This window comes from Blastococcus sp. SYSU DS1021, assembly GCF_054050995.1.
Genome location: NZ_JBJHAL010000004.1, coordinates 66,019 through 87,606, shown reverse-complemented (window position 1 = coordinate 87,606; position 21,588 = coordinate 66,019). Strand labels below are relative to the sequence as shown.

General features: G+C 74.2%; 22 protein-coding genes, 1 pseudogene and 1 riboswitch. Of the genes and pseudogenes, 17 read left to right on the top strand and 6 right to left on the bottom strand.

The features are described from left to right. Positions 1-24 precede the first annotated feature (24 nt). From ACI8AP_RS04350 to ACI8AP_RS04320, 7 genes and pseudogenes are all read left to right on the top strand, one after another. The gene (locus tag ACI8AP_RS04350; RefSeq protein WP_456588108.1) at positions 25-276 is read left to right on the top strand and encodes a hypothetical protein; all 252 of its coding nucleotides are present in this window, start codon (positions 25-27) and stop codon (positions 274-276) included. Next, positions 273-1,466, top strand: coding sequence for a thiolase family protein (locus tag ACI8AP_RS04345; RefSeq protein ID WP_456588107.1), 1,194 nt, complete (start codon positions 273-275; stop codon positions 1,464-1,466). The genes ACI8AP_RS04350 and ACI8AP_RS04345 overlap by 4 nt, the downstream gene beginning before the upstream one ends. A gap of 23 nt (positions 1,467-1,489) precedes the next feature. Then, the gene (locus tag ACI8AP_RS04340; protein WP_456588106.1) at positions 1,490-1,612 is read left to right on the top strand and encodes a hypothetical protein; all 123 of its coding nucleotides are present in this window, start codon (positions 1,490-1,492) and stop codon (positions 1,610-1,612) included. After that, positions 1,609-2,424 carry a crotonase/enoyl-CoA hydratase family protein gene (locus tag ACI8AP_RS04335; RefSeq protein ID WP_456588105.1) on the top strand — a complete coding sequence of 272 codons (816 nt, stop codon included), beginning with the start codon at positions 1,609-1,611 and terminating at the stop codon, positions 2,422-2,424. The genes ACI8AP_RS04340 and ACI8AP_RS04335 overlap by 4 nt, the downstream gene beginning before the upstream one ends. 34 nt (positions 2,425-2,458) lie before the next feature. Beyond that, entirely contained in the window at positions 2,459-3,478 is a 1,020-nt protein-coding gene (locus ACI8AP_RS04330) for a phosphotransferase family protein (protein ID WP_456588104.1), read from the top strand. A gap of 123 nt (positions 3,479-3,601) precedes the next feature. Then, complete coding sequence (locus ACI8AP_RS04325; protein WP_456588103.1) at positions 3,602-4,285, top strand: TetR/AcrR family transcriptional regulator; 684 nt, start codon at positions 3,602-3,604, stop codon at positions 4,283-4,285. Continuing rightward, positions 4,282-5,382 (top strand): annotated as a pseudogene (locus ACI8AP_RS04320) (CaiB/BaiF CoA transferase family protein). Before ACI8AP_RS04325 ends, ACI8AP_RS04320 begins: the two are co-directional and overlap by 4 nt. A 16-nt stretch (positions 5,383-5,398) precedes the next feature. On the opposite strand, the gene ACI8AP_RS04315 reads toward ACI8AP_RS04320, so the two are convergent. Beyond that, on the bottom strand, positions 5,399-5,797 hold the full coding sequence (locus tag ACI8AP_RS04315) for a DUF5313 family protein (protein WP_456588102.1): 399 nt from the start codon (positions 5,795-5,797) through the stop codon (positions 5,399-5,401). A gap of 65 nt (positions 5,798-5,862) precedes the next feature. Here ACI8AP_RS04315 and rarD point away from each other — a divergent pair, with 65 nt between their 5' ends. The 6 genes from rarD to ACI8AP_RS04285 all read left to right on the top strand — a co-directional run bounded on the left by rarD (position 5,863) and on the right by ACI8AP_RS04285 (position 12,812). Continuing rightward, positions 5,863-6,780, top strand: coding sequence for an EamA family transporter RarD (rarD, locus tag ACI8AP_RS04310; RefSeq protein ID WP_456588101.1), 918 nt, complete (start codon positions 5,863-5,865; stop codon positions 6,778-6,780). Positions 6,781-6,897: 117 nt separating this feature from the next. Continuing rightward, a complete protein-coding gene (locus tag ACI8AP_RS04305; protein ID WP_456588100.1) occupies positions 6,898-7,236 on the top strand; it encodes a DUF3263 domain-containing protein in 339 nt (112 codons plus the stop codon). Between the two features lie 440 nt (positions 7,237-7,676). After that, entirely contained in the window at positions 7,677-8,708 is a 1,032-nt protein-coding gene (locus ACI8AP_RS04300) for a LytR C-terminal domain-containing protein (RefSeq protein ID WP_456588099.1), read from the top strand. A gap of 56 nt (positions 8,709-8,764) precedes the next feature. Continuing rightward, a complete protein-coding gene (locus tag ACI8AP_RS04295) occupies positions 8,765-11,707 on the top strand; it encodes an alpha/beta fold hydrolase (RefSeq protein WP_456588098.1) in 2,943 nt (980 codons plus the stop codon). Continuing rightward, a complete protein-coding gene (locus ACI8AP_RS04290) occupies positions 11,704-12,594 on the top strand; it encodes an ABC transporter permease (protein WP_456588097.1) in 891 nt (296 codons plus the stop codon). The genes ACI8AP_RS04295 and ACI8AP_RS04290 overlap by 4 nt, the downstream gene beginning before the upstream one ends. Positions 12,595-12,635: 41 nt before the next feature. Then, positions 12,636-12,812, top strand: coding sequence for a hypothetical protein (locus ACI8AP_RS04285; RefSeq protein WP_456588096.1), 177 nt, complete (start codon positions 12,636-12,638; stop codon positions 12,810-12,812). 4 nt (positions 12,813-12,816) lie between these two features. Here ACI8AP_RS04285 and ACI8AP_RS04280 read toward each other — a convergent pair whose 3' ends face one another. After that, positions 12,817-13,638 carry an HAD family hydrolase gene (locus ACI8AP_RS04280; protein ID WP_456588095.1) on the bottom strand — a complete coding sequence of 274 codons (822 nt, stop codon included), beginning with the start codon at positions 13,636-13,638 and terminating at the stop codon, positions 12,817-12,819. A gap of 58 nt (positions 13,639-13,696) precedes the next feature. Next, a riboswitch (SAM riboswitch) is annotated at positions 13,697-13,825 on the top strand. 12 nt (positions 13,826-13,837) lie between these two features. Between ACI8AP_RS04280 and thrC the strand changes: the two genes are divergently transcribed. The 3 genes from thrC (at position 13,838) to groL (ending at position 17,583) form a co-directional block, all read left to right on the top strand. Next, positions 13,838-15,139: a threonine synthase gene (gene thrC, locus ACI8AP_RS04275; RefSeq protein WP_456588094.1), complete on the top strand. Its 1,302-nt coding sequence runs from the start codon at positions 13,838-13,840 to the stop codon at positions 15,137-15,139. A gap of 225 nt (positions 15,140-15,364) precedes the next feature. After that, the gene (locus ACI8AP_RS04270) at positions 15,365-15,565 is read left to right on the top strand and encodes a cold-shock protein (RefSeq protein WP_456588093.1); all 201 of its coding nucleotides are present in this window, start codon (positions 15,365-15,367) and stop codon (positions 15,563-15,565) included. Between the two features lie 386 nt (positions 15,566-15,951). Further along, positions 15,952-17,583, top strand: a complete 1,632-nt coding sequence (groL, locus tag ACI8AP_RS04265; RefSeq protein ID WP_456588092.1) for a chaperonin GroEL — start codon at positions 15,952-15,954, stop codon at positions 17,581-17,583. 118 nt (positions 17,584-17,701) lie between these two features. Here groL and ACI8AP_RS04260 read toward each other — a convergent pair whose 3' ends face one another. After that, positions 17,702-18,085, bottom strand: a complete 384-nt coding sequence (locus tag ACI8AP_RS04260) for a VOC family protein (protein WP_456588091.1) — start codon at positions 18,083-18,085, stop codon at positions 17,702-17,704. Between ACI8AP_RS04260 and ACI8AP_RS04255 the strand changes: the two genes are divergently transcribed. Continuing rightward, complete coding sequence (locus ACI8AP_RS04255; protein WP_456588090.1) at positions 18,084-18,908, top strand: DUF72 domain-containing protein; 825 nt, start codon at positions 18,084-18,086, stop codon at positions 18,906-18,908. The two genes, ACI8AP_RS04260 and ACI8AP_RS04255, sit on opposite strands and share 2 nt — an antisense overlap. 9 nt (positions 18,909-18,917) lie before the next feature. Here the strand turns inward: ACI8AP_RS04255 and ACI8AP_RS04250 are convergent, their stop codons facing one another. The 3 genes from ACI8AP_RS04250 to ACI8AP_RS04240 form a co-directional block, all read right to left on the bottom strand. Then, a complete protein-coding gene (locus tag ACI8AP_RS04250; RefSeq protein ID WP_456588089.1) occupies positions 18,918-19,628 on the bottom strand; it encodes a hypothetical protein in 711 nt (236 codons plus the stop codon). Between the two features lie 107 nt (positions 19,629-19,735). Next, positions 19,736-20,557: an SDR family oxidoreductase gene (locus tag ACI8AP_RS04245; RefSeq protein ID WP_456588088.1), complete on the bottom strand. Its 822-nt coding sequence runs from the start codon at positions 20,555-20,557 to the stop codon at positions 19,736-19,738. 5 nt (positions 20,558-20,562) lie between these two features. Next, positions 20,563-21,558, bottom strand: coding sequence for a Gfo/Idh/MocA family protein (locus ACI8AP_RS04240; RefSeq protein ID WP_456588087.1), 996 nt, complete (start codon positions 21,556-21,558; stop codon positions 20,563-20,565). Positions 21,559-21,588: the final 30 nt, after the last annotated feature.

The following is a 21,588-nucleotide window of genomic DNA, read 5'->3' as shown; positions in this document are numbered from 1 at the left end:
CACAGCCGCTCGACGGAGGAGCCCATGAGCGCGACGACGTCGCCGAGCCACCTCGCCGACCGGCCGTATGTCGTCGGTTCGCAGCCGGACGCCCGCCGCGGCCTGCAACTGACCATCCGACAGGCGGGCCAGGCCGTCGACGTCGTCCGGACGCCGGCCCGGCACTCGAGCCTCGACACCACCGCCGACCCCCACACCCCGGCGCCGGGCGAGCACGACGCGCTGCTCGCGCCCACCGGGGACCGTGATCGATCCAACCAGGGAGAACCGTCATGAGAAGCGCCGTGATCGTCGACATCGTCCGCACCGCCTCCGGCAAGGGGAAGCCCGGCGGGGCTCTCTCCGGCACGCATCCCGTGGAGCTGCTCGCGACGGTGCTGCGGGCCCTCGCCGAGCGGTCCGACCTCGACCCGGCCCGCGTCGACGACGTGATCGCCGGCTGCGTGAGCCAGGTCGGGCAGCAGTCGCTCAACATCGGCCGGCAGGGCGTGCTGGCGGCCGGCTGGCCCGAGAGCGTGCCGGCCACCACCGTCGACCGGCAGTGCGGTTCGAGCCAGCAGGCCCTGCACTTCGCCGCGCAGGGTGTCATGGCCGGCGCCTACGACATCGTGGTCGCCGGCGGCGTGGAGTCGATGAGCCGCGTCAAGATGGGCGTCGCCACCGTGGGGGAGGACCCGCTCGGCCCCTCGATGCACGCCCGCTACCCCGAGGGTCTGGTGAACCAGGGTGTCTCCGCCGAGCTGATCGCCGACCGCTGGGCACTCACCCGCGAGGAGCTCGACGCGTTCTCGGCCCGGTCCCACCAGCGCGCCGCCGCAGCGGCTGCGGCCGGCCAGTTCAAGGACCAGATCGTGCCGGTCGCGGTCATCGGTGCCGACGGTGCGGAGACGGTGCACGACCAGGACGAGACGGTGCGCGCCTCCACCACCGCCGAGGGGCTGGCCGGGCTGAGGACGTCCTTCGACAGCCCGGCCATGCGCGAGCGCTACCCCCACCTGGACTGGAAGATCACCCCGGGCAACTCCTCGCCGTTGACCGACGGCGCCTCCGCTGCCCTCATCATGGGCGAGGACACCGCGGAGCAGCTGGGGCTGACCCCCCGGGCCCGCTTCCACACCTTCGCCCTCGCCGGCGACGACCCGCTGCTCATGCTCACCGCCCCGATCCCGGCCAGCCGCAAGGTGCTCGAGCGCTCGGGGTTGTCCATCGACGACATCGACGCCTACGAGGTCAACGAGGCCTTCGCGCCGGTGCCCCTGGTCTGGCAGCGGGAGCTGGGGGCGGACCCCGAGCGGCTGAACCCCAACGGCGGCGCGATCGCGCTGGGCCACCCGCTGGGTGGCTCCGGCACCCGGCTGATGGCGACGATGCTCGCCCACCTGGAGGCCACCGGCGGCCGCTACGGCCTGCAGACGATGTGCGAGGGCGGCGGCCTGGCCAACGCCACCATCATCGAGCGGCTCTGACGCCCACCTCGGGGAGACCGGACATGAGCACCGACCTGGGGGCCGCCGGCCACCCGCTGTTCGAGGCCGACCGCGAGCTGATCGCCGACCGCGGCATCCCGCTGCTCGGGGGCTACGGCCCCCACGACGCGCTGGGCACCCGGTGAGCGCGGCTGCTGCCGCCGAGCCGGCGGCGCGGTACGAGGTCCGCGGCCACGTCGGGCTGATCACGCTCGACCGGCCCGCCGCGCTCAACGCGGTGAACGCGGCACTCGCCACGGCCGTCGGTGAGGCGTTGGAGCAGGCGGCGGCGGACGACCAGGTCCGCGTGGTGGTCGTGACCGGCACCGGGCGCGCCTTCTGCGCCGGCGCTGACCTCAAGGAGCTGGCCGCGCAGCGCTCCGTGGCCGCGGACGGGCACCCCGAGTGGGGGTTCGCCGGGCTGGTGCGGCACTGGATCGACAAGCCGGTGATCGCCGCGGTCAACGGCTTCGCCATGGGCGGTGGTACCGAGATCGCCCTGGCCTGCGACCTGGTCGTGGCGTCGTCCGGAGCGGTCTTCGGCCTGCCGGAGGTCAAGCGGGGGCTGCTCGCGGCCGCCGGTGGCGTCGTCCGGCTGCAGCGCCAGGTGCCCCTGAAGCGGGCGCTGGAGCTGGCGCTGACCGGCGACGGCGTGGACGCGGCCACCGCCCTCGAGTGGGGTCTGGTGAACGCGGTGGTCGAGCCGGAGCAGGTGCTCGACGCGGCGCTGGAGCTGGCCGGCCGGATCGCCGTCAACGCGCCGCTGTCGGTGCGGCACACCAAGCGCATGCTCCACCGCACCAGCGGCGGCGGCTCCGACTGGGACGAGTCCTGGACCGGCACCGATCCGTGGCGGGCCAACGAGGAGGCCACCGCGACCGTGTTCGCCAGCGCCGACGCCGCCGAGGGTCCGCGGGCGTTCGCGGAGAAGCGGGACCCGCGCTGGGTGGGGCGGTGACCGGGGGCGTCCCCGCCCGGCCGGGGCCGCGACGGTGACGGCCACGCCGGGGCTGGACCTGGAGAGGCTGGGGGCGCACCTGGTCTCCACGGGGACCGGACCGGCGGGCCCGCTGCGGGCGGAGCTGATCTCCGGGGGCCGGTCCAACCTGACGTACGCGGTGACCGACGGCGCCACGCGGTGGGTGGTCCGCCGGCCACCGCTGGCCGGGCTGACCGCCTCGGCGCACGACATGGTGCGGGAGTGGCGGGTGACCAGCGCCCTGCACGGGACGCCGGTGCCGGTGGCGCGCCCGGTCTCGCTGTGCGAGGACGACGGCGTGCTCGGCGCACCGTTCACCGTCGTCGAGTGGGTCGAGGGCCTGGTCGTCCGGGACCGGGACGAGCTGGCGACCCTCCCCGACGAGGTGGTCGGCGAGGTGAGCACCTCGCTGATGGCCGTGCTGGTCGCGCTGCACGCCGTCGACGTCCGGGCCGTCGGGCTGGCCGGCTTCGGTCGGCCGGAGGGCTTCCTGGCCCGGCAGGTCGCGCTGTGGCGCCGCCAGTGGGACCGCACCCGGGGGCGCGAGCTGCCGGATCTCGAGCGGCTGCACGCCCGGCTCGCCGACGGCGTCCCGCCGTCCGCGGGGACCGCGATCGTGCACGGGGACTACCGGATCGACAACGTCATCCTCGACCGCACCCGGCCCGCGACGGTGCGGGCGGTGGTGGACTGGGAGCTGTCGACGCTGGGCGACCCGCTCACCGACGTGGCCCTGATGTGCGTCTACCGCCACCCGGCCCTGGACGTGATCCTGGGCCTGCCGGCGGCCTGGACCAGCCCCCGGCTGCCCTCGGCGGACGACCTCGCGCAGACGTACTCCCGGCTGGCCGGGCGCGACCTGGGCCACTGGCCGTTCTACCTCGGCCTGGCACACCTCAAGCTGGCCGTGATCGCCGAGGGCATCGCGCACCGGGCCCGCGCCGGCGCGGACTCCGGGCGCGACGCCGGGCGGGCAGCCGAGGTGGTGCCCGAGCTGGTCGCCGCCGGCCTGGCCGCGCTGGGGACCCGGTGAGGCCGGGATGCCTCTCCCCCCCAGGTGGGTAGACGGCACGCACGCGGGATCGCCGATACCGAGCGTTCGTTAATCTCAGGTGAGCGGTGGGCGAGGCGCCCGCCGGCGGGACAGAGGGGTGCCATGACCGCGGTCCGGGAGGACGACGAGCTGATGACCCGGGGGCGCTGGCGCAGCGTGCCCGCCCTCGAGATGAGCCCCATCCTGTCCGCGGCGCTCGACGCCTTCAACGAGCACGGGTACCACGGCACCTCCGTGCGGGACATCGCCGGACGGGTGGGGGTGACCGTGCCGGCGCTCTACTACCACCACGAGAACAAGGAGGCGATCCTCTTCGCGCTCCTGGACGCCGGCATCCTCCGGCTGACCCGGATGTGCGAGGCGGCGCTGGCCGATGCGGGGGACAACCCGGCCGACCGCTTCCTCAACCTGGTCGAGGCGATCGTGCTCTACATGGCGCACAGCACGAAGATCGCCGGCGTCGACGCCGAGCTGCGTTCGCTGGGCCCGGAGAACCGGTCGGCCTACAGCGAGAAGCGCCGGCGGATCGAGGAGATGCTCGTCGACACGCTGCAGGCGGGGGAGGCCGCGGGGCTCTTCGACGTCACGTCCCCCAAGGACACCGCCCGGGCGCTGCTGGGCATGTTCCAGGCGATCGCCACGTGGTACCGCCCCGGAGGGCCGCTGTCCGCGCAGGACCTGGCGCACAACTACGTCGACATCGCCGCGCACACGGTCGGAGCGCCCGCGGTCCTGATCCGGCGGGTGCGCGAGCAGGCCACTGTGCGCCGCGGTGGCGCGGCGTGAGCCGGGACGGGGTGTCGCGCGGTCCGCTGGCCGGGCTGCGGGTGGTCGAGCTCGCCGGCATCGGCCCCGCGCCGCACGCCGCGATGGTGCTGGCCGATCTGGGCGCCGACGTCGTCCGGGTGGAGCGACCCGGCCCGCCGGGGGGCGGGGTCGACTGGGGGTAGCGCGGGCGCAGCTCGCTGGCGGCCGACCTCAAGTCCGACGAGGGGCGGGCCACGGTGCTCGCGCTGGCCGAGGCCGCGGACGTGCTGATCGAGGGGCTGCGGCCGGGGGTCGTCGAACGGCTCGGCGTGGGCCCGGACGAATGCCTGGCGCGCAACCCCCGCCTGGTCTACGGGCGGATGACCGGGTGGGGGCAGGACGGCCCTCTGGCGCGGACCGCCGGACACGACATCAACTACATCGGCCTCACCGGCGCGCTGCACGCCATGGGCCGGGCCGGCCAGCCGCCGGCCCCGCCGCTGAACCTCGTCGGCGACTACGGCGGCGGCTCGATGCTGCTGCTGGTCGGGCTGCTCGCCGCCCTCTTCGAGCGGTCCGGCTCGGGGCGGGGGCAGGTGGTCGACGCGGCGATGGTCGACGGCACGGTCCTGCTCAACCAGCTGGTGCTCAGCATGCGCGGCCTCGGAGGCTGGCGCGACGAGCGGCAGGCCAACCTCCTCGACGGCGGGGCGCCGTTCTACGACACGTACGCCTGCGCCGACGGGCGGTTCGTGGCGGTGGGCGCCCTCGAGCCGCAGTTCTACGCCGCCCTGCTCGCCGGGCTCGGCCTGGACGCCGCGGCGCTGGGTGACCAGGACGACCGGTCCGGCTGGCCCCGGATGCGGGAGGTGTTCACCGGAACGTTCGCGAGCCGGACGCGCGACGAGTGGGCCGAGCTGTTCGCCGGCACCGACGCCTGCGTGACGCCAGTGCTCTCCTACGAGGAGGCCGCCGTGCACCCGCACCTGGTCGCCCGGGGGACGTACGCGAAGCTCGGGGGCGTCCAGCAGGCGTCCCCGGCGCCCCGGTTCTCGCGGACGGCGCCGCCGCCACCGGTAGCCCCGCCCGCGCCGGGCGGCACCACCGCCGTGGAGGTGCTCCGGCGCTGGTCCTGAGCGCCGGGCGGGCGGCTCAGTCGAAGCTCCCCGCGCCGTCGCGCCGGTAGGGCGAGAGCCGTTCCACTCGCGCCCGCTCGGCGCGTTCGGCCCGCAGCCGGGCCGCCGTCCCCGGTTCGTACCCGGCCTTGGCCACGCGGTGCTCGATCGTCTCCACCATGTAGGCCAGCGAGAAGAGCAGCCCGAGCAGCAGGCCGCCGCCGGCGGCGGAGACCCGGTAGACCAGCGGGACGGGCACCACGAGCAGGCACAGCACGACGAGCGGCAGCAGCTGCACGACCGCCCGGGCGAGGTGGCGCCACACCCAGGTGCTGCGGGTGGTGTCGGCCAGCACCCAGGGCGATAGCTCGCGGGGCAGCCCTCCGCCGTAGGCGTACCAGACCCACTGCAGGGGTCCGGGTCGCTGCCTGCTCACGCCCCCGACGGTAGGCCGATCCGGTCGCGTACGGCCGGCGTTCCCGCCGGGCGTACGGTGCCGCCGTGGACGAGCGTCGCCTGGGGGTGGTCTCCGGGCTCGGCGCCTACGCGCTCTGGGGCATCTTCCCGCTGTACTTCCCGCTCCTGGAGCCCGCGAGCGGCCTGGAGATCGTGGCGCACCGGGTGCTCTGGTCGCTGCTGTTCGTCGGGTTGCTGCTGTGCGTCGTCCGGCGCTGGGGGCACGTCCGGGCGGCGGTGAGCAGCCCGCGCACGCTGCTGATCCTCGCCGGCGCCGCCGTGCTGATCGCCGTGAACTGGCTGATCTACGTCTACGGCGTGAACTCCGGGCAGGTCGTGGAGGCCTCGCTCGGCTACTTCATCAACCCGCTGGTCAGCGTCCTCCTCGGCGTCGTCGTCTTCAGCGAGCGGCTCCGCCCGCTGCAGTGGGTGGCCGTCGGCACCGCCGCGGTCGCCGTCGCGGTGCTGACCATCGACTACGGACGCCCGCCGTGGATCGCGCTCGGCCTGGCCCTGTCCTTCGGCCTCTACGGCCTGATGAAGAAGCTCGTGTCGATCGAGGCGGCGCCCGGGCTCTTCCTGGAGACGGCGCTGGTCGCGGTCCCCGCGGGAGTGGTCCTCGCGGTCCTGCACTCCGACGGGACCGGCACGTTCGCCAACGCGGGCACCGGGCACGCCCTGCTGCTGGCCAGCGCCGGGGTGGCGACGGCGGTGCCGTTGCTGCTGTTCGCCGCGGCGGCCCGGCGCATCCCCCTGTCGACGGTGGGTCTGCTGCAATACCTGACGCCGCTGATGCAGCTGGCGATCGGCGTCTTCGTCTACGACGAGCCCATGCCGCCGGCCCGGCTGGCCGGTTTCGTGATCGTCTGGGTCGCCCTGGCGGTCTTCACCGCCGACACGTGGCGACACGCCCGGGCCGGGGCCCGCAGAGCCGCCCGCGACGCGGTGGTCGCCACCCCCTGACGGGCAGTCGGACCCGCCTCGGCGGGCCGGCCGGAAACGTCGGTGGGCGGCGCTACCGTCGTCCTCGAGCCGCCGGGGTTCCCGGTCGGCAGAGCAGGTCAGGAGATGGTCGAACCCATGAGCAGCGACCCAGCCCCCGTGGTCTCCCCGCCCCGGGCCGACGGGTCAGGGGAGGAGTCCGTGCAGGCCGGAGGCGTGGGCCTGACGCGGCGCGAGCACGAGATGCTCGGTTTCGAGCGCCAGTGGTGGCGGCGGGCCGGCGCGAAGGAGACGGCGATCCGCGACCTGTTCGGCACGACGCCGACGCGGTACTACCAGGCGCTCAACGCGCTGGTCGAACGCCCCGAGGCGCTGGCCGCCGATCCGCTCCTGGTCCGGCGTCTCCGCCGGTTGCGCACGGCACGGCAGCGAACGCGTTCGGTGAAGGTCCTGGGCATCGGGAATGACATCGATTAGATTCGGTCACCGTGGGCAGGCACGCCGCGTCAGGTAGTGACGGACTGGATCAGGGGAACGCGTCTGCAGCCGCTGGGCGGCGCAGGACCGATACCCCTGAGGGTGCGTGGTCCGGTGCCGGCCTGAGCGACCACCCCACCGCGCCCGGGCGCGACCGGGCGGCCCTCCGGCGCGACGTCCGGGCGGACGTGCCCGCCGCCGACGGTGCCCGGCAGATCTCCCGTTCCCGCCTGCCGCTGCCACCCGTGCCTGCCGGCCCCCGCGCTGCTGCTGCCCCCTCTCCGCGCACCAGCGCCGCACCGTTCGCCGCGGTCCCCGCCCCCGCCCCCGCTCCCGCCGCCCTCGGGGAGGTCCCGGTGCCGGCTCGCGGCGCCGACGTCCTGGCACCCGTGTCCGCCGGCGAGCCGCCGCAGCAGGCTGCCCAACCCTCCGGCAGGGTCGTGAGCCCGGCGCCCGCCGGGCTCCTCGTCGAGGACGAGCCCCTGGTCACCACCGGACCGGCCCGTGGCCTCGGGCGGCGCGGGCCCGCGCCGCTGGTTCCTCGCGTGCCGCGGCAGACCACGCCGTCCGGTGCGCCCGCCTCCTCCTACGGCGACTGGACCAAGCCCTCGCGCAGCGACGAGACGGGGCGGTCGCGCCTCGGCCTGGGTGCTGCGCCGGAGATGCCGCACGCGCCGGCCACCACCGCGATCCCCGAGCGGGGTGCGAAGGCCCGCCGCGACCTCGACGACGAGGCCGGCTACGACGAGGCCGGCTACGACGAGGCCCGCTACGCCGAGGCCGGCAATGACGAGGCCGGCTACGACCTCGAGCGCGAGGTGGATGCCGCCGCCGCGGGCGCCGCGGCGGTCAAGGGTGGCCGCGCCGCCTACCGCGCCGAGCGGCAGGCCGCCGACGCCGCCCGCCGCAAGGCGGCCAAGCGCAGCGGCACGCCCGAGGTGATCTTCGACGACGAGCCCGAGCGCAAGCCGCGCCGCGTGCTCAAGGGCCTGGTCGCCATGGCCGTCGTCGCCGGTGCCGTCCTCGGCGTCTACACGGTGACCGCCCCGGAGAAGGAGGAGGCCGCGGCCGCCGCTCCCGCACCGGCCAGTGTGCCCACCGTCGCGGTCCCCACCGCCGCCCTGCCGCCGCTGCCCGAGGAGCCCATCGTCGTCGAGCCGCCGATCACCACCCCCGTGCGCGTCCCCGTCACCGTTCTCAACGCCACGAACATCGCCGGCCTTGCCGCCACGATCTCCGGCGCCGTGGTCTCCGGCGGCTGGGAGTCGCCCGGCGTGGGCGCCTACCCGGGCACCGACGTCTCGGCCACCACGGTCTTCTTCACCGAGGGGGACGAGCAGCAGCGCCAGGCCGCGCTCCAGCTGGTCGACCAGTTCCCCGACCTCGCCGGCCCCGCCCCGCGCTTCTTCGAGGTAGCCGACGTCCCCGCACCCGGACTCGTCATCGTCGCCACCGGCAACTGGCAGCCCTGACGCCGGTCTTGCCGGGTACCCGGAACAGGAGCGGCCGTCCGGCCGTTGGGGGCAGCGTGCGTCCCCTCCGAGGGCCCGCGCGTCCCCGCTCGCGCCCTCGTGCGCGGGCCGCGGCCGCCGCCCTGCTCGCCCTCGCCCTGCCCGCCGGCCTCGTCCTCGCGTCCCCGGCGGGCGCCGCCGAGGTGCGCACCGAGGAGCTCCGGGTCCCCTCTGGCTCGGGGGAGGACGCCGTCGAGCTCGACACCACGCTGTACCTGCCGGGCGGCGACGACCCGGCGCCGGCGGTCGTGCTCGCGCACGGCTTCGGTGGCAGCAAGCGCTCCGTGGCCGAGGATGCGGCCGACCTGGCCGAGCGCGGCTACGTCGTCCTCACCTACTCGGCCCGGGGCTTCGGTGCGAGCACCGGGCGGATCGGGCTCAACGACCCGCGCTACGAGATCGCCGACCTCTCCACGCTGCTCGACCTGCTGGCCGCCCGCGACGAGGTCGAGCTGGACGCCGAGGGCGACCCGCGGGTCGGGGTCGCCGGCGCCTCCTACGGCGGGGCGCTGGCGCTGCTGGGCGCCGCCTACGACGAGCGGGTCGACGCGATCGCCCCGCAGATCACCTGGAATTCCCTCACCGCCGCGCTGTTCCCCTCCCAGACCGGCGACCTCGACGCCGGCACCGTGGCCGCGACACCGCAGCCGGAGGCGGCCGGCGTCTACAAGCGCCTGTGGGCCGGGCTCTTCTTCGGCATCGGTTCCGCCTCCGGGGGGCTGCTCGACTCCCTCGGGGGTGCCGGCCAGGCCGGCGGCGACGAGGGCCTCGACGGCGAGGCGGTGGGCGGCGGCACCGTCGCGGCGCCGGCCCCCGCCGGCCGGCCCGCGCTCCCGCCCGAGCTGCTCGAGCAGGCCGCCGAGAACCCCGAGGCCGCCGAGCAGCTGCTCACCTGCGGCCGGTTCAGCGTCGATGTGTGCCAGGCCTACCAGGCGGCCGCGGCCTCCGGAACCCTCACCCCGGAGGTCGCCGCGGTGCTCGACCGCAGCAGCCCGGCGGGTGTGCTGGACCGCATCGACGTCCCCACCCTGCTGGTGCAGGGCACGCAGGACTCGCTCTTCGGCCTCGGCCAGGCCGACGCCAACGCCCGCGGCATCGCCGCCGACGGCACCCCGGTCAAGGTGGTCTGGTACTCCGGTGGGCACGACGCCTCGGGGTCGGACCGGCAGCGGGAGTCGCTGCGCGCGGCCGTGGCCGGCTGGTTCGACCGGCACCTGCGGGGGCAGGGCGACGACCCGGGCACGGGCTTCGAGTTCCCCGCGCCCACCGGCCTGGGTGCCACCGTCGGCCGCGTCCAGGGCGGCGGCCAGACCGTCGTCGCCGACGCCTATCCGGGGCTCGACGGCGCCGAGCCGGCCGAGCGTCGCGCCGTGACCGTCGAGGGACCCGTGCAGCCCGTGGTCACCCCGGCCGGCGGCACCCCCGCGTCCCTCACCACTGTCCCGGGTCTGGGCGCCCTGACGTCGGCGCTCGGCGGGACCACCGCGGAGATCCCCGGCCAGTACGCCGTCTTCGACAGTGCCCCGCTCGACGCCCCGGTCGAGGTCGTGGGCGCCTCGACGGTCGACCTCGCGGTCGCCTCGCCCAGCGGCAGCGCCACCCTGTTCGCCAAGCTCTACGACGTCGGGCCCGACGGCGCGACGACGCTGCCGGGCGGCCTGGTCGCGCCCCTGGCGCTTCCCGACGTCTCCACCGACCCCACCGCCCCGACGCGCGTGAGCGTGACCCTGCCCGCGATCGTGCACCGGTTCGAGGCGGGCCACACCATGCGCGTGCTGGTGTCCTCCACCGACCAGGCGTACGCGCTGCCCGCCGAGTCGGCCGTCTACTCGGTGGGCCTCGCCTCGCCCGGCGCCGCCGACGGCGTGGCCGCGGGCGAGGCGCAGCTCGCCGCACCGACGGTCTCCGGCGAGAGCGGGGCAGCGACCGGTGCCTCGCGCTGGTGGGTGCTGCTGGGCCTCCTCGCGGGGCTCGGCCTGCTCGGCTGGCTGGCCGGCCTGTGGTGGGGCCGGCGTCGTCAGCGGCAGCTGTCCAGCGTCGAGCCCGACGGCGAGGACGTCCCCCTGCGCTTCGAGGGCGTGACGAAGGCTTACAAGGACGGCTTCGTCGCGGTGCGCGACCTGTCGTTCGAGGTGCGCCGCGGGCAGGTGCTCGGCCTGCTCGGGCCGAACGGCGCCGGCAAGACCACGTCGCTGCGGATGTTGATGGGCCTCATCCGGCCCACGGACGGGCGGATCAGCGTCTTCGGGCACGCTGCCGGCCCCGGCGCCCCGGTGCTGTCGCGGCTGGGTTCCTTCGTGGAGGGCACCGGGCTGCAGCCGCACCTGTCCGGCCGCGACAACCTCACCCTGTACTGGGCCGCCACCGGCCGGCCGGCCGAGGACGCGCACATGGACGAGGCCATCGAGGTCGCCGGGCTCGGCGCCGCCATCGACCGGCCGGTGCGCCGGTACAGCCAGGGCATGCGCCAGCGGGTCGCCATCGCCCAGGCGATGCTGGGCCTGCCCGACCTGCTGGTCCTCGACGAACCGACCAACGGGCTCGACCCGCCGCAGATCCACGCGATGCGCGACGTGCTGCGCTCCTACGCGGCCACCGGGCGCACCGTGATCGTCTCCAGCCACCTGCTCAGCGAGATCGAGCAGACCTGCAGCCACGTGGTGGTCATGGCCAAGGGCCAGAAGATCGTGCAGGGCACGGTGGAGGAGATCGTCGGCACCGGTGGCTCGGTGCTCGTGGGCCTGGCCGACGACGCCGACACCGACCGGGCGATCGCCGTCCTCTCGTCGCTGCCCGGGGTCACCGGCGCGCGCGGCGACGACGGCCTGGTCGCCGAGCTGGACGGCGCCCGCCGCGCCGACGTGCTGCAGGCGCTGGTGTCCGCCGGTATCGCCGTCGAGCAGTTCACGCCGCGACGACGCCTGGAGGACGCCTTCCTGGCCCTGGTGGGGGAGTCATGAGCACGACCAGTCGATCCGTGGACTCCGAGCACGTGCAGTCGACCGGCGCGGTCGCCGGCTACCGGCCGGAGCGGACGCTCCGGCTGTCGGTGGAGCTGCGCCGGCAGTTCAAGCGCCGCCGCACGATCGGCGTGTTCGCGCTCATGGTGGCGCTCCCGCTGGTGCTCATCGCCGCCCTCCAGCTGGGCGCCAGCGAGGAGGCGGCGGAGAACAACCGGATCAACCTGGTCGACGTCGCGACGGCGAGCGGGCTGAACTTCACCCTGTTCGTGCTGTTCGCGACGACCAGCTTCTTCCTCGTGGTGGTCTACGCGCTCTTCTTCGGCGACACCGTGGCCGTCGAGGCGCAGTGGGGCTCGTTGCGGTACGCCCTGGCTACGCCGATCCCGCGGATGCGGCTGCTGCGGCAGAAGTGGCTGGCCGCCCTCGTGCAGTCGGTGGCGGCGCTGCTCACGCTCGCCGCGGTTGCTGTGGTCGCCGGTGGGATCGCGTTCGGCTTCGACGACATCCGGACGCCGGTCGGGGTGGGGATCGACCAGGGCGAGGGCATGCTGCGGCTGGCCGGGATGCTCGGCTACCTGGCCATCCACCTGCTCGTCGTCGGCGCGCTGGCGTTCTGGTTCTCCACCATCACCGACGCACCGCTGGCGGCGGTCGGTGGCGCGGTGTTCACCATGTTCGTCTTCGCCATCCTCGACCAGGTTGAGCAGCTCGGGTCGATCCGCGACTGGTTCCCGACGGCGGAGGAGTTCGCCTGGACCGACCTGCTGCAGACGCCGGTCGACGACGGCGACCTGTTCCGCGGCGTGATCCAGTCGCTGGTCTACATCGCCGTCTTCACGGCGCTCGGCTTCCGCCACTTCGCCCGCCGCGACGTCACCAGCTGACCCCCTGCCCGCAAGGCCGTCGCCGACGTAGCTTGTCCTGCATGAGCGGACTGTGGGGTCTCGTGGCCGGGGTCGTCTGCTTCGTCGTCCTGCTCCTGCTGTTGCCACTGCTCGGCGCGATCGGCTCCGTCGAGCTGGTGGTCATCGTGCTGGTGGCCGTCCTCGTCGGTGTGCTGGTCGCCGGACGGTCCCGTGCGGGGAGCGGCGGGAGCAGCTGAGCGCTCACAGGGACGCGCGTACCGCCTGGGCCCAGCCCTCGCCCATGGGGGCGTCGGTGACCGTCACGTTGGGGACGGCGGACAGCAGCTCGGCCATCCCGTCCACGGCGCCCCCGTTCGCGGTGATCCACAGCCGGCCCACCGCGGGCGCCATGTCGAGGTCGCTGACGCTGTCCCCGATCGCGACGGCATCGGCGGGGGTGAGGCCGCGCCGCTCCAGGTCCCAGGCGATCGCCGCGCCCTTGGAGATCCCGCGCGGCATCAGGTGGTAGACCCGCGGCGGCGCGGCGTCGTCGTCCAGGCCCATCCAGGAGGCCGCAGGGATCGCGCCGTTGTCCTTGAGCGTCAGCCAGCCCACGCCCCGCTCGGCCAGCCAGGCGTCGACGGCGAGGGCGTCGACCCGGCCGCGCAGCAGCGCATCGGTGGCGTGCGTGGCGTGCCACGGGGCGTGCCACTCCAGTCGCCCCGGGTGCTCGGCGATCAGCTCCTCGACGACGCCGAGCTCGGCCATCACCTCCATCGGCGTGCGGTCGCCGTACTCCTCGGGCAGCGCGCCGCGCAGGCGGTGGGTGTTCCGCCCGGAGCCCCAGCCGATCGTGGCGCCCAGTTCGGCGATGGCGCCGTCGGCGGCGAAGATCCGCGCGGCCTCCACCACCTGCTCGTACGTCCGGCCGCTGACCAGCACCAACGCCACTCCGGCGCGGTGCAGGTCGAGCAATGCGGCGGCCGGCCCGTCGGTCAGCTCCCGCCCGGCCGTGTGCCAGAAGGAGCCCCGCGGCCCCACCATCGTGCCGTCGAGGTCGGTGTAGACGACGCGCGCGCTCACCAGGCCATCCTGTCCGGCCGCTGGGCCCGGCTCGCGACTGGGTACAGTTCACGCCGTTCACTCATCCAGAGGGGCAGAGGGACACGGCCCGACGAAGCCCCGGCAACCGCCGCCTGCGCGCACGTGCAGCGGGAGGTGCCAATTCCGTCCCGCGCGGCTCGACGGCCCGCTGCGGGGAAGATGAGGAGGTAGTCGTCGCATGACCCTCACCGCTCCCGGATCCGTCCAGGCCGACTCCAGCGCCGGTGGCCCCGTGCCCCCGTGTCCCGCCCGCGGGCTCGTCTGCCGCAACTGCGGCGCCACGTTCGGGCTCATCGCCGAGCACGCCTGCGCCGAGTGCTTCGGGCCCCTGGAGGTCGACTACGACCCCGAGCTGATGAAGGCGGTGACCCGCGAGCAGATCGAGGCCGGGCCGCAGAACATCTGGCGCTACGTGGCCCTCCTGCCGGTGGGTCAGCACCCGGCCGACCGCGTCTCGCTGGACCCGGGCATGACCCCGCTGGTCCGCGCCGACCGGCTCGCCGCCGAGCTGGGCCTCACCGGCGGGCTGTGGGTGAAGGACGACTCGGCCAACCCCACCCACTCCTTCAAGGACCGCGTGGTCAGCCTCGCCGCGACCGCCGCCAAGGGGCTCGGGTACACGAAGATCGCCGCCGCCTCCACCGGCAACCTGGCCAACTCGGTGGCCGCGCACGCCGCCCGCGTCGGCCTGCCGTCGTTCGTCTTCATCCCGAGCGACCTGGAGCCCGGCAAGGTCGTCCAGTCGGCCGTCTACGGCCAGACCCTGGTCGCCGTCGACGGCTCCTACGACGACGTCAACCGGCTGACCAGCGAGCTCGCCGAGACCGACGAGTTCGAGGACACCGCCTTCGTCAACCAGAACGTGCGGCCCTACTACGCCGAGGGCTCCAAGACGATGGGCTACGAGATCGCCGAGCAGCTCGGCTGGCGGATCCCGGCCCAGGTCGTCATCCCCATGGCGTCGGGGTCGCTGCTCACCAAGGTGGACAAGGCCTTCCGCGAGCTCAGTGCCGCGGGCATCGTCGAGGCGACCGAGTGGACGATCTTCGGTGCGCAGTCGGCCGGCTGCGACCCGATCGCCACCGCCTTCGACAACGGGTGGGACGTCGTGAAGCCGGTGAAGCCCACCGGCATCGCCAAGTCGCTGAACATCGGCAACCCGGCCGATGGCCCCTACGCGCTCGACGCGATCCGCCGCACCGGCGGCTCGGTCGCCCGGGTCGGGGACGACGAGATCGTCCAGGGCATCCGCGACCTGGCCCGTACGACCGGCGTCTTCGCCGAGACCGCGGGCGGGGTGACCGTCGCCGTGCTGCGCAAGCTGGTGGAGGGCGGTCAGCTGGACCCGGCCAAGGAGACCGTCGTCCTCAACACCGGGGAGGGCCTGAAGACCCTCGACCCGCTGGAGCCGGTCGTCGGCCCCACGCACCGGGTCGAGCCGTCGCTGAAGTCGGTGCGGGCGGCCGGCCTCATCGGCTGAGCGGTCCGTCCGGCGGGAGCGTAGAGTCCGGGCCGGTTCCCCGGTCCGGGCGACGTCGTCGCCGGATCCGGGTGCGTCGTGCGCGCGTGGGGCTGTCACCTGCGCTTCTCTGCTGTACCGTCTCGCGCGGTTCGAGTTCCACGTTCGTGTTCGGCGGGCGGAAGAGCGAGACCCCGCCACATCGAGAGCGATGGGGCGCCGCACGCACGAAACGTGGGAGCACACGTGGCACAGGGCACCGTGAAGTGGTTCAACGCCGAGAAGGGCTTCGGCTTCATCGCAGTCGACGGCGGCGAGGACGTCTTCGTCCACTACTCGTCCATCCAGATGGACGGGTACAAGAGCCTCGACGAGGGGCAGCGGGTCGAGTTCGAGGTCGTCCAGGGCGCCAAGGGCCCCCAGGCCGACGCCGTCCGCAGCGCCTGAGAACCACTCGGCAACACCGGCCGAGGCCCGGTTCCCCACGGGGGACCGGGCCTCGGTCGTTCCGGGGGCTCGGTTCCCACCGCGTGCGCCCTTCCGGCAGGCTTGCTGTCCGGGTGATGGCGGCGGTCGACCAGGTGCCGCGGACCAGCCCGCCCCGGTGAGAGCCCCCCGGGGGGTGGGAACAGCCGGTCGAGGGACCCCGTTCTTGCACTCGCAGGGGTCGAGTGCCAGACTCAGTTCTGGCACTCAGGGCTCCTGAGTGCCAATCAGGTCGGAACGGTGAGGCACCGGTCCGTGGGCCGACGGAGCGTCCACGTCGCTGGTGTCGTCCGTCGCGGGCGCCGAACCCGGCCGTGCAGCGATCCATGCTCGGAGGACATCACCACATGGCCAAGATGATCGCGTTCAACGAAGAGGCGCGCCGCGGCCTCGAGCGAGGGATGAACACCCTCGCCGACGCCGTCAAGGTGACCCTCGGCCCCCGTGGCCGGAACGTCGTTCTTGAGAAGAAGTGGGGCGCGCCCACCATCACCAACGATGGTGTGAGCATCGCCAAGGAGATCGAGCTCGAGGACCCGTGGGAGAAGATCGGGGCCGAGCTCGTCAAGGAGGTCGCGAAGAAGACCGACGACGTCGCGGGTGACGGCACCACCACCGCCACCGTGCTCGCCCAGGCGCTCGTCCGCGAGGGTCTGCGCAACGTCGCCGCCGGCGCGAACCCGATGGCCCTGAAGAAGGGCATCGAGAAGGCCGTCGCCTCGGTCAGCGAGTACCTGCTCTCCACGGCCAAGGACGTCGAGACCAAGGAGCAGATCGCCGCCACCGCGTCGATCTCCGCCGCCGACCCCGCCATCGGTGAGCTCATCGCCGAGGCGATGGACAAGGTGGGCAAGGAAGGTGTCATCACCGTCGAGGAGAGCAACACCTTCGGCCTCGAGCTCGAGCTCACCGAGGGCATGCGCTTCGACAAGGGCTACATCTCGCCCTACTTCGTCACCGACACCGAGCGCATGGAGGCCGTCCTCGACGACCCGTACGTGCTCGTCGTCAACTCGAAGATCAGCTCGGTCAAGGACCTGCTCCCGCTGCTGGAGAAGGTCATGCAGTCGGGCAAGCCGCTGGCCATCATCAGCGAGGACGTCGAGGGCGAGGCCCTCGCGACCCTGGTCGTGAACAAGATCCGCGGCACCTTCAAGTCCGTCGCCGTCAAGGCCCCGGGCTTCGGTGACCGCCGCAAGGCCATGCTGGGCGACATCGCCATCCTCACCGGTGGCCAGGTCATCAGCGAGGAGGTCGGCCTCAAGCTCGACACCGCCGACCTCGAGCTGCTCGGCCGGGCTCGCAAGGTCGTCGTCACCAAGGACGAGACGACGATCGTCGAGGGTGCGGGTGACACCGACCAGATCCAGGGCCGGGTCAACCAGATCCGCAGCGAGATCGAGCGGTCGGACTCCGACTACGACCGGGAGAAGCTGCAGGAGCGCCTGGCCAAGCTGGCCGGTGGCGTGGCCGTCATCAAGGCCGGCGCCGCGACCGAGGTCGAGCTCAAGGAGCGCAAGCACCGCATCGAGGACGCGGTGCGCAACGCCAAGGCCGCCGTCGAGGAGGGCATCGTCGCCGGTGGTGGCGTCGCTCTCGCGCAGGCCACGGCCGTCGCGTTCGACAAGCTCGAGCTCGAGGGTGACGAGGCGACCGGTGCCAACATCGTGCGCGTCGCGCTCGAGGCGCCGCTGAAGCAGATCGCCATCAACGCCGGCCTCGAGGGCGGCGTCGTGGCGGAGAAGGTGCGCAACTCGGAGACCGGCTGGGGCCTCAACGCCGCCACCGGCGAGTACGTGGACCTGGTCGCGGCCGGCATCATCGACCCGGCCAAGGTCACCCGCTCGGCGCTGCAGAACGCCGCCTCCATCGCGGCGCTCTTCCTCACCACCGAGGCCGTCATCGCCGACAAGCCGGAGAAGGCCGCTGCGGCCGCTCCGGGTGGCGACATGGGCGGCATGGGCGGCATGGACTTCTGAGTCCGCCCGCTCCTCGCTGAGGAGCACTGCACCACCAGCACTGCCCGGCAGGGGCGGTCCGCTTCCGAGCGGGCCGCCCCTGTCGGCGTCCGGGGCGCCCTCGCCGCGGAAGCTCAGCTCACTCGGGGGCGAAGACGCAGAACTCGTTGCCCTCGGGGTCGGCGAGGACGCTCCACTCGATCTCGTCATCCTGCTCCCGCACCATCCGCGCACCCGCCGCGATGAGCGGCCACGTCTCACCGACGACGTCGAAGTGCATGCGGTTCTTGATGGTCTTCCGCTCGGGCACCGGGACGATCCACACCAGCGGTCCCTCGCCGGCCGGGTCGACGATCGGGATCGGCCAGTCGTGCGGGCGCGGCTCGTCGTCCTCCGGGTTCTCGGCGTCCTCGAGGGAGTCGCGCCGCACGTAGCCGATGGCGGCGCACCACCAGTCGGCGAGCGCGTGGTGGTCGTTGGCGTCGAGGCAGAGGTCCTTGAAGCGCGCGGGTGCGTCAGCCATGACCGCGGAGGGTAGGCGGCTGTCCGTGGCCGTGATCATCGGGACGTCGGGGTGGCAGTACCGCGACTGGCGGGGCGCCTTCTACCCGCCGAAGCTCCCGCAGCGGCTGTGGCTGGAGCACTACGTGCAGCACTTCGCCACCGTGGAGAGCAACAACGCCTTCTACCGGCTGCCGGAGCACGAGACGTTCGTGAAGTGGCGGGAGCGCACCCCGCCGGACTTCCGGTGGGCGGTCAAGGCCAGCCGGTTCCTCACCCACATCAAGCGGCTGCGCGAGCCGGAGGAGCCGGTCGCCCGCCTGATGGGCCGCGCCGCGGGGCTCGCCGGCAAGCTGGACACGGTGCTGCTGCAGCTGCCGCCGACGCTGAAGGCCGACCCCGAGCTGCTGCGCGAGTGCCTGGCGCAGTTCCCGGCCGGTACCCGGGTGGCCGTGGAGCCGCGGCACGAGTCGTGGTGGACCGACGAGGTGCGGGCCCTGCTAGAGCGCTACGGCGCCGCGCTGTGCTGGGCCGACCGGGACGAGCAGCCGATCGCGCCGCTCTGGCGCACCACGGACTGGGGCTATCTGCGCTTCCACCACGGCTTCGAGGGCTGGGGCTACCGCGCCGAGACCCTGCAGCTGTGGGCCGAGCGGATCGCGACCACCTACGGCGACGCGGACGTCCTCGTCTACTTCAACAACGACCCGGGCTGCGCCGCGGTCATCGACGCCGTCCGTTTCGCCGAGTGCGTCCGCCGCGCCGGGGGGACTCCGACCCGCGTTCCCACGGCCGACCAGGCGACCGGCCTGGCCTGGGCGCCGGTGGAGGTCCCCCCGGTCTGACCGCGTGGGTCAGTTGCCGCCGCGCCCCTGGTTCTTCGGGCCCTGGTCGGCGGGCTTCCCGGTGGCCGCACCGGCGGTCTCCTCGGGCTCGGCGACGGTCTCCTCGACCGGGGCGGTGGCGGCGCGAGCGGCCTTCGCGGCGTCGCGGGCGGCCTTCTCCGCGTCCCGGGCCGCGTCGCGGGCGGCCTTCTCGGCGTCGTGGGCCGCCTGACGGGCCTGGGCCGCCTGCAGCGCCCCCTGCGCGTGCTCGTTCGCGTGGGCGATGGCGTTGTCCAGGCCGCGGGCGCCCGTCTGCTCCTCGGTGGCCTCGTCCTCGGCGGCCTCTTCCTCGACGACCTCGTTCTCGGTGGCCTCGTCCTCGGTGGCCTCGTCCTCGGTGGCCTCGTCCTCGACGACCTCGTCCTCGGTGGCCTCGTCCTCGACGACCTCGTCGTCGGTGGCCTCGTCCTCGGTCGTCACGGGGTCGACCTCGGTGTCGCCGACGGGCGCATCGGTCTCGGTCTCGGTCTCGGTCGAGAGCTCGGACTCCGGCAGGTCGAACGGCGTCACCGTCTCGACCGTGCTCGCCACGGCGTCCTGCACCGGCGCCGGGAGGACCCCGACGGCGCCCGCGCCGGTCACGCCGGCGGTGGCGATGCCGACACCGGTCGCCACCTGGGCGACGGTGCTGGCACCGGCGAACTTCGCGGCCAGTGCGGCCAGACCTTCGAGCAGAGCCATGGACGTTCGTATCCCCTCGGGGCGGACGGCCGTCGGTACGGCCGTTCCCGTTCCACATCGGCAGGCTCCGGCGACTGCTGCAGCCGAGCCACCCGGTCGGGGGACGGTCAGCTGCCCGCCGGCACCCCGTCGGCGAGGTGCTCGGCGAACGTCCGCGGCGGCCGGCCGAGCAGCGTCGTCAGCACCCGCGGGCTGCCGGTGAAGCCGTGCTCCCGGTACCAGTCGAACATCGTGGTGCGGCAGCGCCCGGCGTAGCTCCCGTCGTCCTCGGCGTGCACGTCGACCGCGGTGACCGGCCGCCCGGAGCGCCCGGTGAGCAGCGCCGCGACGTCGGGGGCGGTGAGCTCCTCGGGGCCGACGGCCTCGAAGGTGCCGCTGTCCAGGCCGTCCTCGGTGAGGAGGACCGCAGCGGCGTCGGCGACGTCGCGGAGGTCGACGAAGGACTGCGCCTGCTGCAACCCCCACGGGCTGGGCAGCTCACCGGTCGCGGTCGCCGTTCCGATCGCGCCGTCGAGGTTGGCGGCGTACGCGCAGGGCTGCAGCACCCGCCACCGCGCGGCCGTGCCGGCGACGGCGCCGTCCAGCGCCTCCTCCACGCGGTCCTTCGCGGCGTGGTGCGGCATCGCGCGGATCTGGGCCCGCAGCACCGAGTGGTAGACGAGCCGGCGGACGCCCGCGCGGGCGGCGGCGGTCAGCAGGGCGGGGGCACCGGTCGCCTCGTCCGGGTCGAAGTTCGGCCAGATCAGGTACAGGGCGTCGGCGCCGGCGAGCGCGGCGGAGAGATCGCCGGTGAGGTCGCCGACGACCACTTCAGCGCCGTCGAGCTCCGGCCGCGGTCGACGGGACGCCACCACCGCGCGAACCTGCTCCCCGCGCGCCAGCAGTGCCCGGACGACGGCGGTGCCGGTGGCCCCGCCCGCGGCGGTCACGACGATCACAGGACGTCGACCGCCTCGGCGTGCCGAACGCCCAGCTGGTCGGCGGCCTGGCCCAGCACGTCCTGGACGACGAGCGTGTCGGCCAGCGGCATCACGGCGCTCTCGGTCCGCCCGGCGCGCAGGCACTCGGTCACCTCGAGCAGCTCGTGCGCGTACCCGGCACCGGTCTGCGGCCGGGTGATCTCCTCCGGCTCGGCACCCGCGCGGTGCAGCACGATGGTCTGCGGGTGGTGGAAGCGGGGCACGACGTCGATCCAGCCCGTCGTCCCCACCACGCGCGCAGTCCCCGGCAGGGCGTACTTCAGCGACGTGGTGAGCGCGGCGTTGCGGCCGTCGTCCCAGCCGAGCAGGATCGCCGCCTCCGCGTCGGCGCCGGAGGGGAACAGCGAGCCGGTGGCGACGACGCGGTCGGGCGTGCCCAGCAGCATCTGGGCGAAGGAGACGACGTAGACGCCGAGGTCGAGCAGCGCGCCGCCGCCGAGCTCCAGGGCGAACAGCCGGTCGACCGGGTCGTACTCGCGCGCGACGCCCAGGTCGGCCTGCACCGAGCGCACCTCGCCGATCGCCCCGTCGGCCACCAGCTCGTTGAGCGCGACGACGGCCGGCTGGAAGCGGGTCCACATCGCCTCCATGACGAAGGTGCCCGTCCCGCGGGCCAGGTCGACGACCTCGGTGGCCCCGGCGGTGGTGGCGGTGAACGCCTTCTCCACGAGCAGCGCCTTCCCCGCGCGCAGGGCGCCCAGCGCGATCGCGTGGTGCTGCGGGTGCGGGGTGGCGAGGTAGAGGACGTCGACGTCGGGGTCGGCGAGGATCTCGGCGTAGGAGCCGTAGGCGCGCTCCAGGCCGTGCCGCGCGGCGAACCCGTCGGCCCGCTCCTGCGACCGGGAGGCGACGGCGACCGCGCGGGCGCCCTCCACCACCGCGAAGTCCTCCACCACCTTCTCGGCGATGCGGCCCGGCCCGACGATTCCCCAGCGGATCTCGTTGCTCACCCGACAGACGCTAGCCGGGCCGGGCACACT

Excerpts from the sequence above, each read along its gene's own strand:
- ACI8AP_RS04350 (WP_456588108.1), top strand. The coding sequence starts at position 25 with ATGAGCGCGACGACGTCGCCGAGCCACCTCGCCGACCGGCCGTATGTC.
- ACI8AP_RS04345 (WP_456588107.1), top strand. The coding sequence starts at position 273 with ATGAGAAGCGCCGTGATCGTCGACATCGTCCGCACCGCCTCCGGCAAG.
- ACI8AP_RS04340 (WP_456588106.1), top strand. The coding sequence starts at position 1,490 with ATGAGCACCGACCTGGGGGCCGCCGGCCACCCGCTGTTCGAGGCCGAC.
- ACI8AP_RS04325 (WP_456588103.1), top strand. The coding sequence starts at position 3,602 with ATGACCGCGGTCCGGGAGGACGACGAGCTGATGACCCGGGGGCGCTGG.
- ACI8AP_RS04305 (WP_456588100.1), top strand. The coding sequence starts at position 6,898 with ATGAGCAGCGACCCAGCCCCCGTGGTCTCCCCGCCCCGGGCCGACGGG.
- ACI8AP_RS04290 (WP_456588097.1), top strand. The coding sequence starts at position 11,704 with ATGAGCACGACCAGTCGATCCGTGGACTCCGAGCACGTGCAGTCGACC.
- ACI8AP_RS04285 (WP_456588096.1), top strand. The coding sequence starts at position 12,636 with ATGAGCGGACTGTGGGGTCTCGTGGCCGGGGTCGTCTGCTTCGTCGTC.
- thrC (WP_456588094.1), top strand. The coding sequence starts at position 13,838 with ATGACCCTCACCGCTCCCGGATCCGTCCAGGCCGACTCCAGCGCCGGT.
- groL (WP_456588092.1), top strand. The coding sequence starts at position 15,952 with ATGGCCAAGATGATCGCGTTCAACGAAGAGGCGCGCCGCGGCCTCGAG.
- ACI8AP_RS04255 (WP_456588090.1), top strand. The coding sequence starts at position 18,084 with ATGACCGCGGAGGGTAGGCGGCTGTCCGTGGCCGTGATCATCGGGACG.
- ACI8AP_RS04260 (WP_456588091.1), bottom strand. The coding sequence starts at position 18,085 with ATGGCTGACGCACCCGCGCGCTTCAAGGACCTCTGCCTCGACGCCAAC.
- ACI8AP_RS04250 (WP_456588089.1), bottom strand. The coding sequence starts at position 19,628 with ATGGCTCTGCTCGAAGGTCTGGCCGCACTGGCCGCGAAGTTCGCCGGT.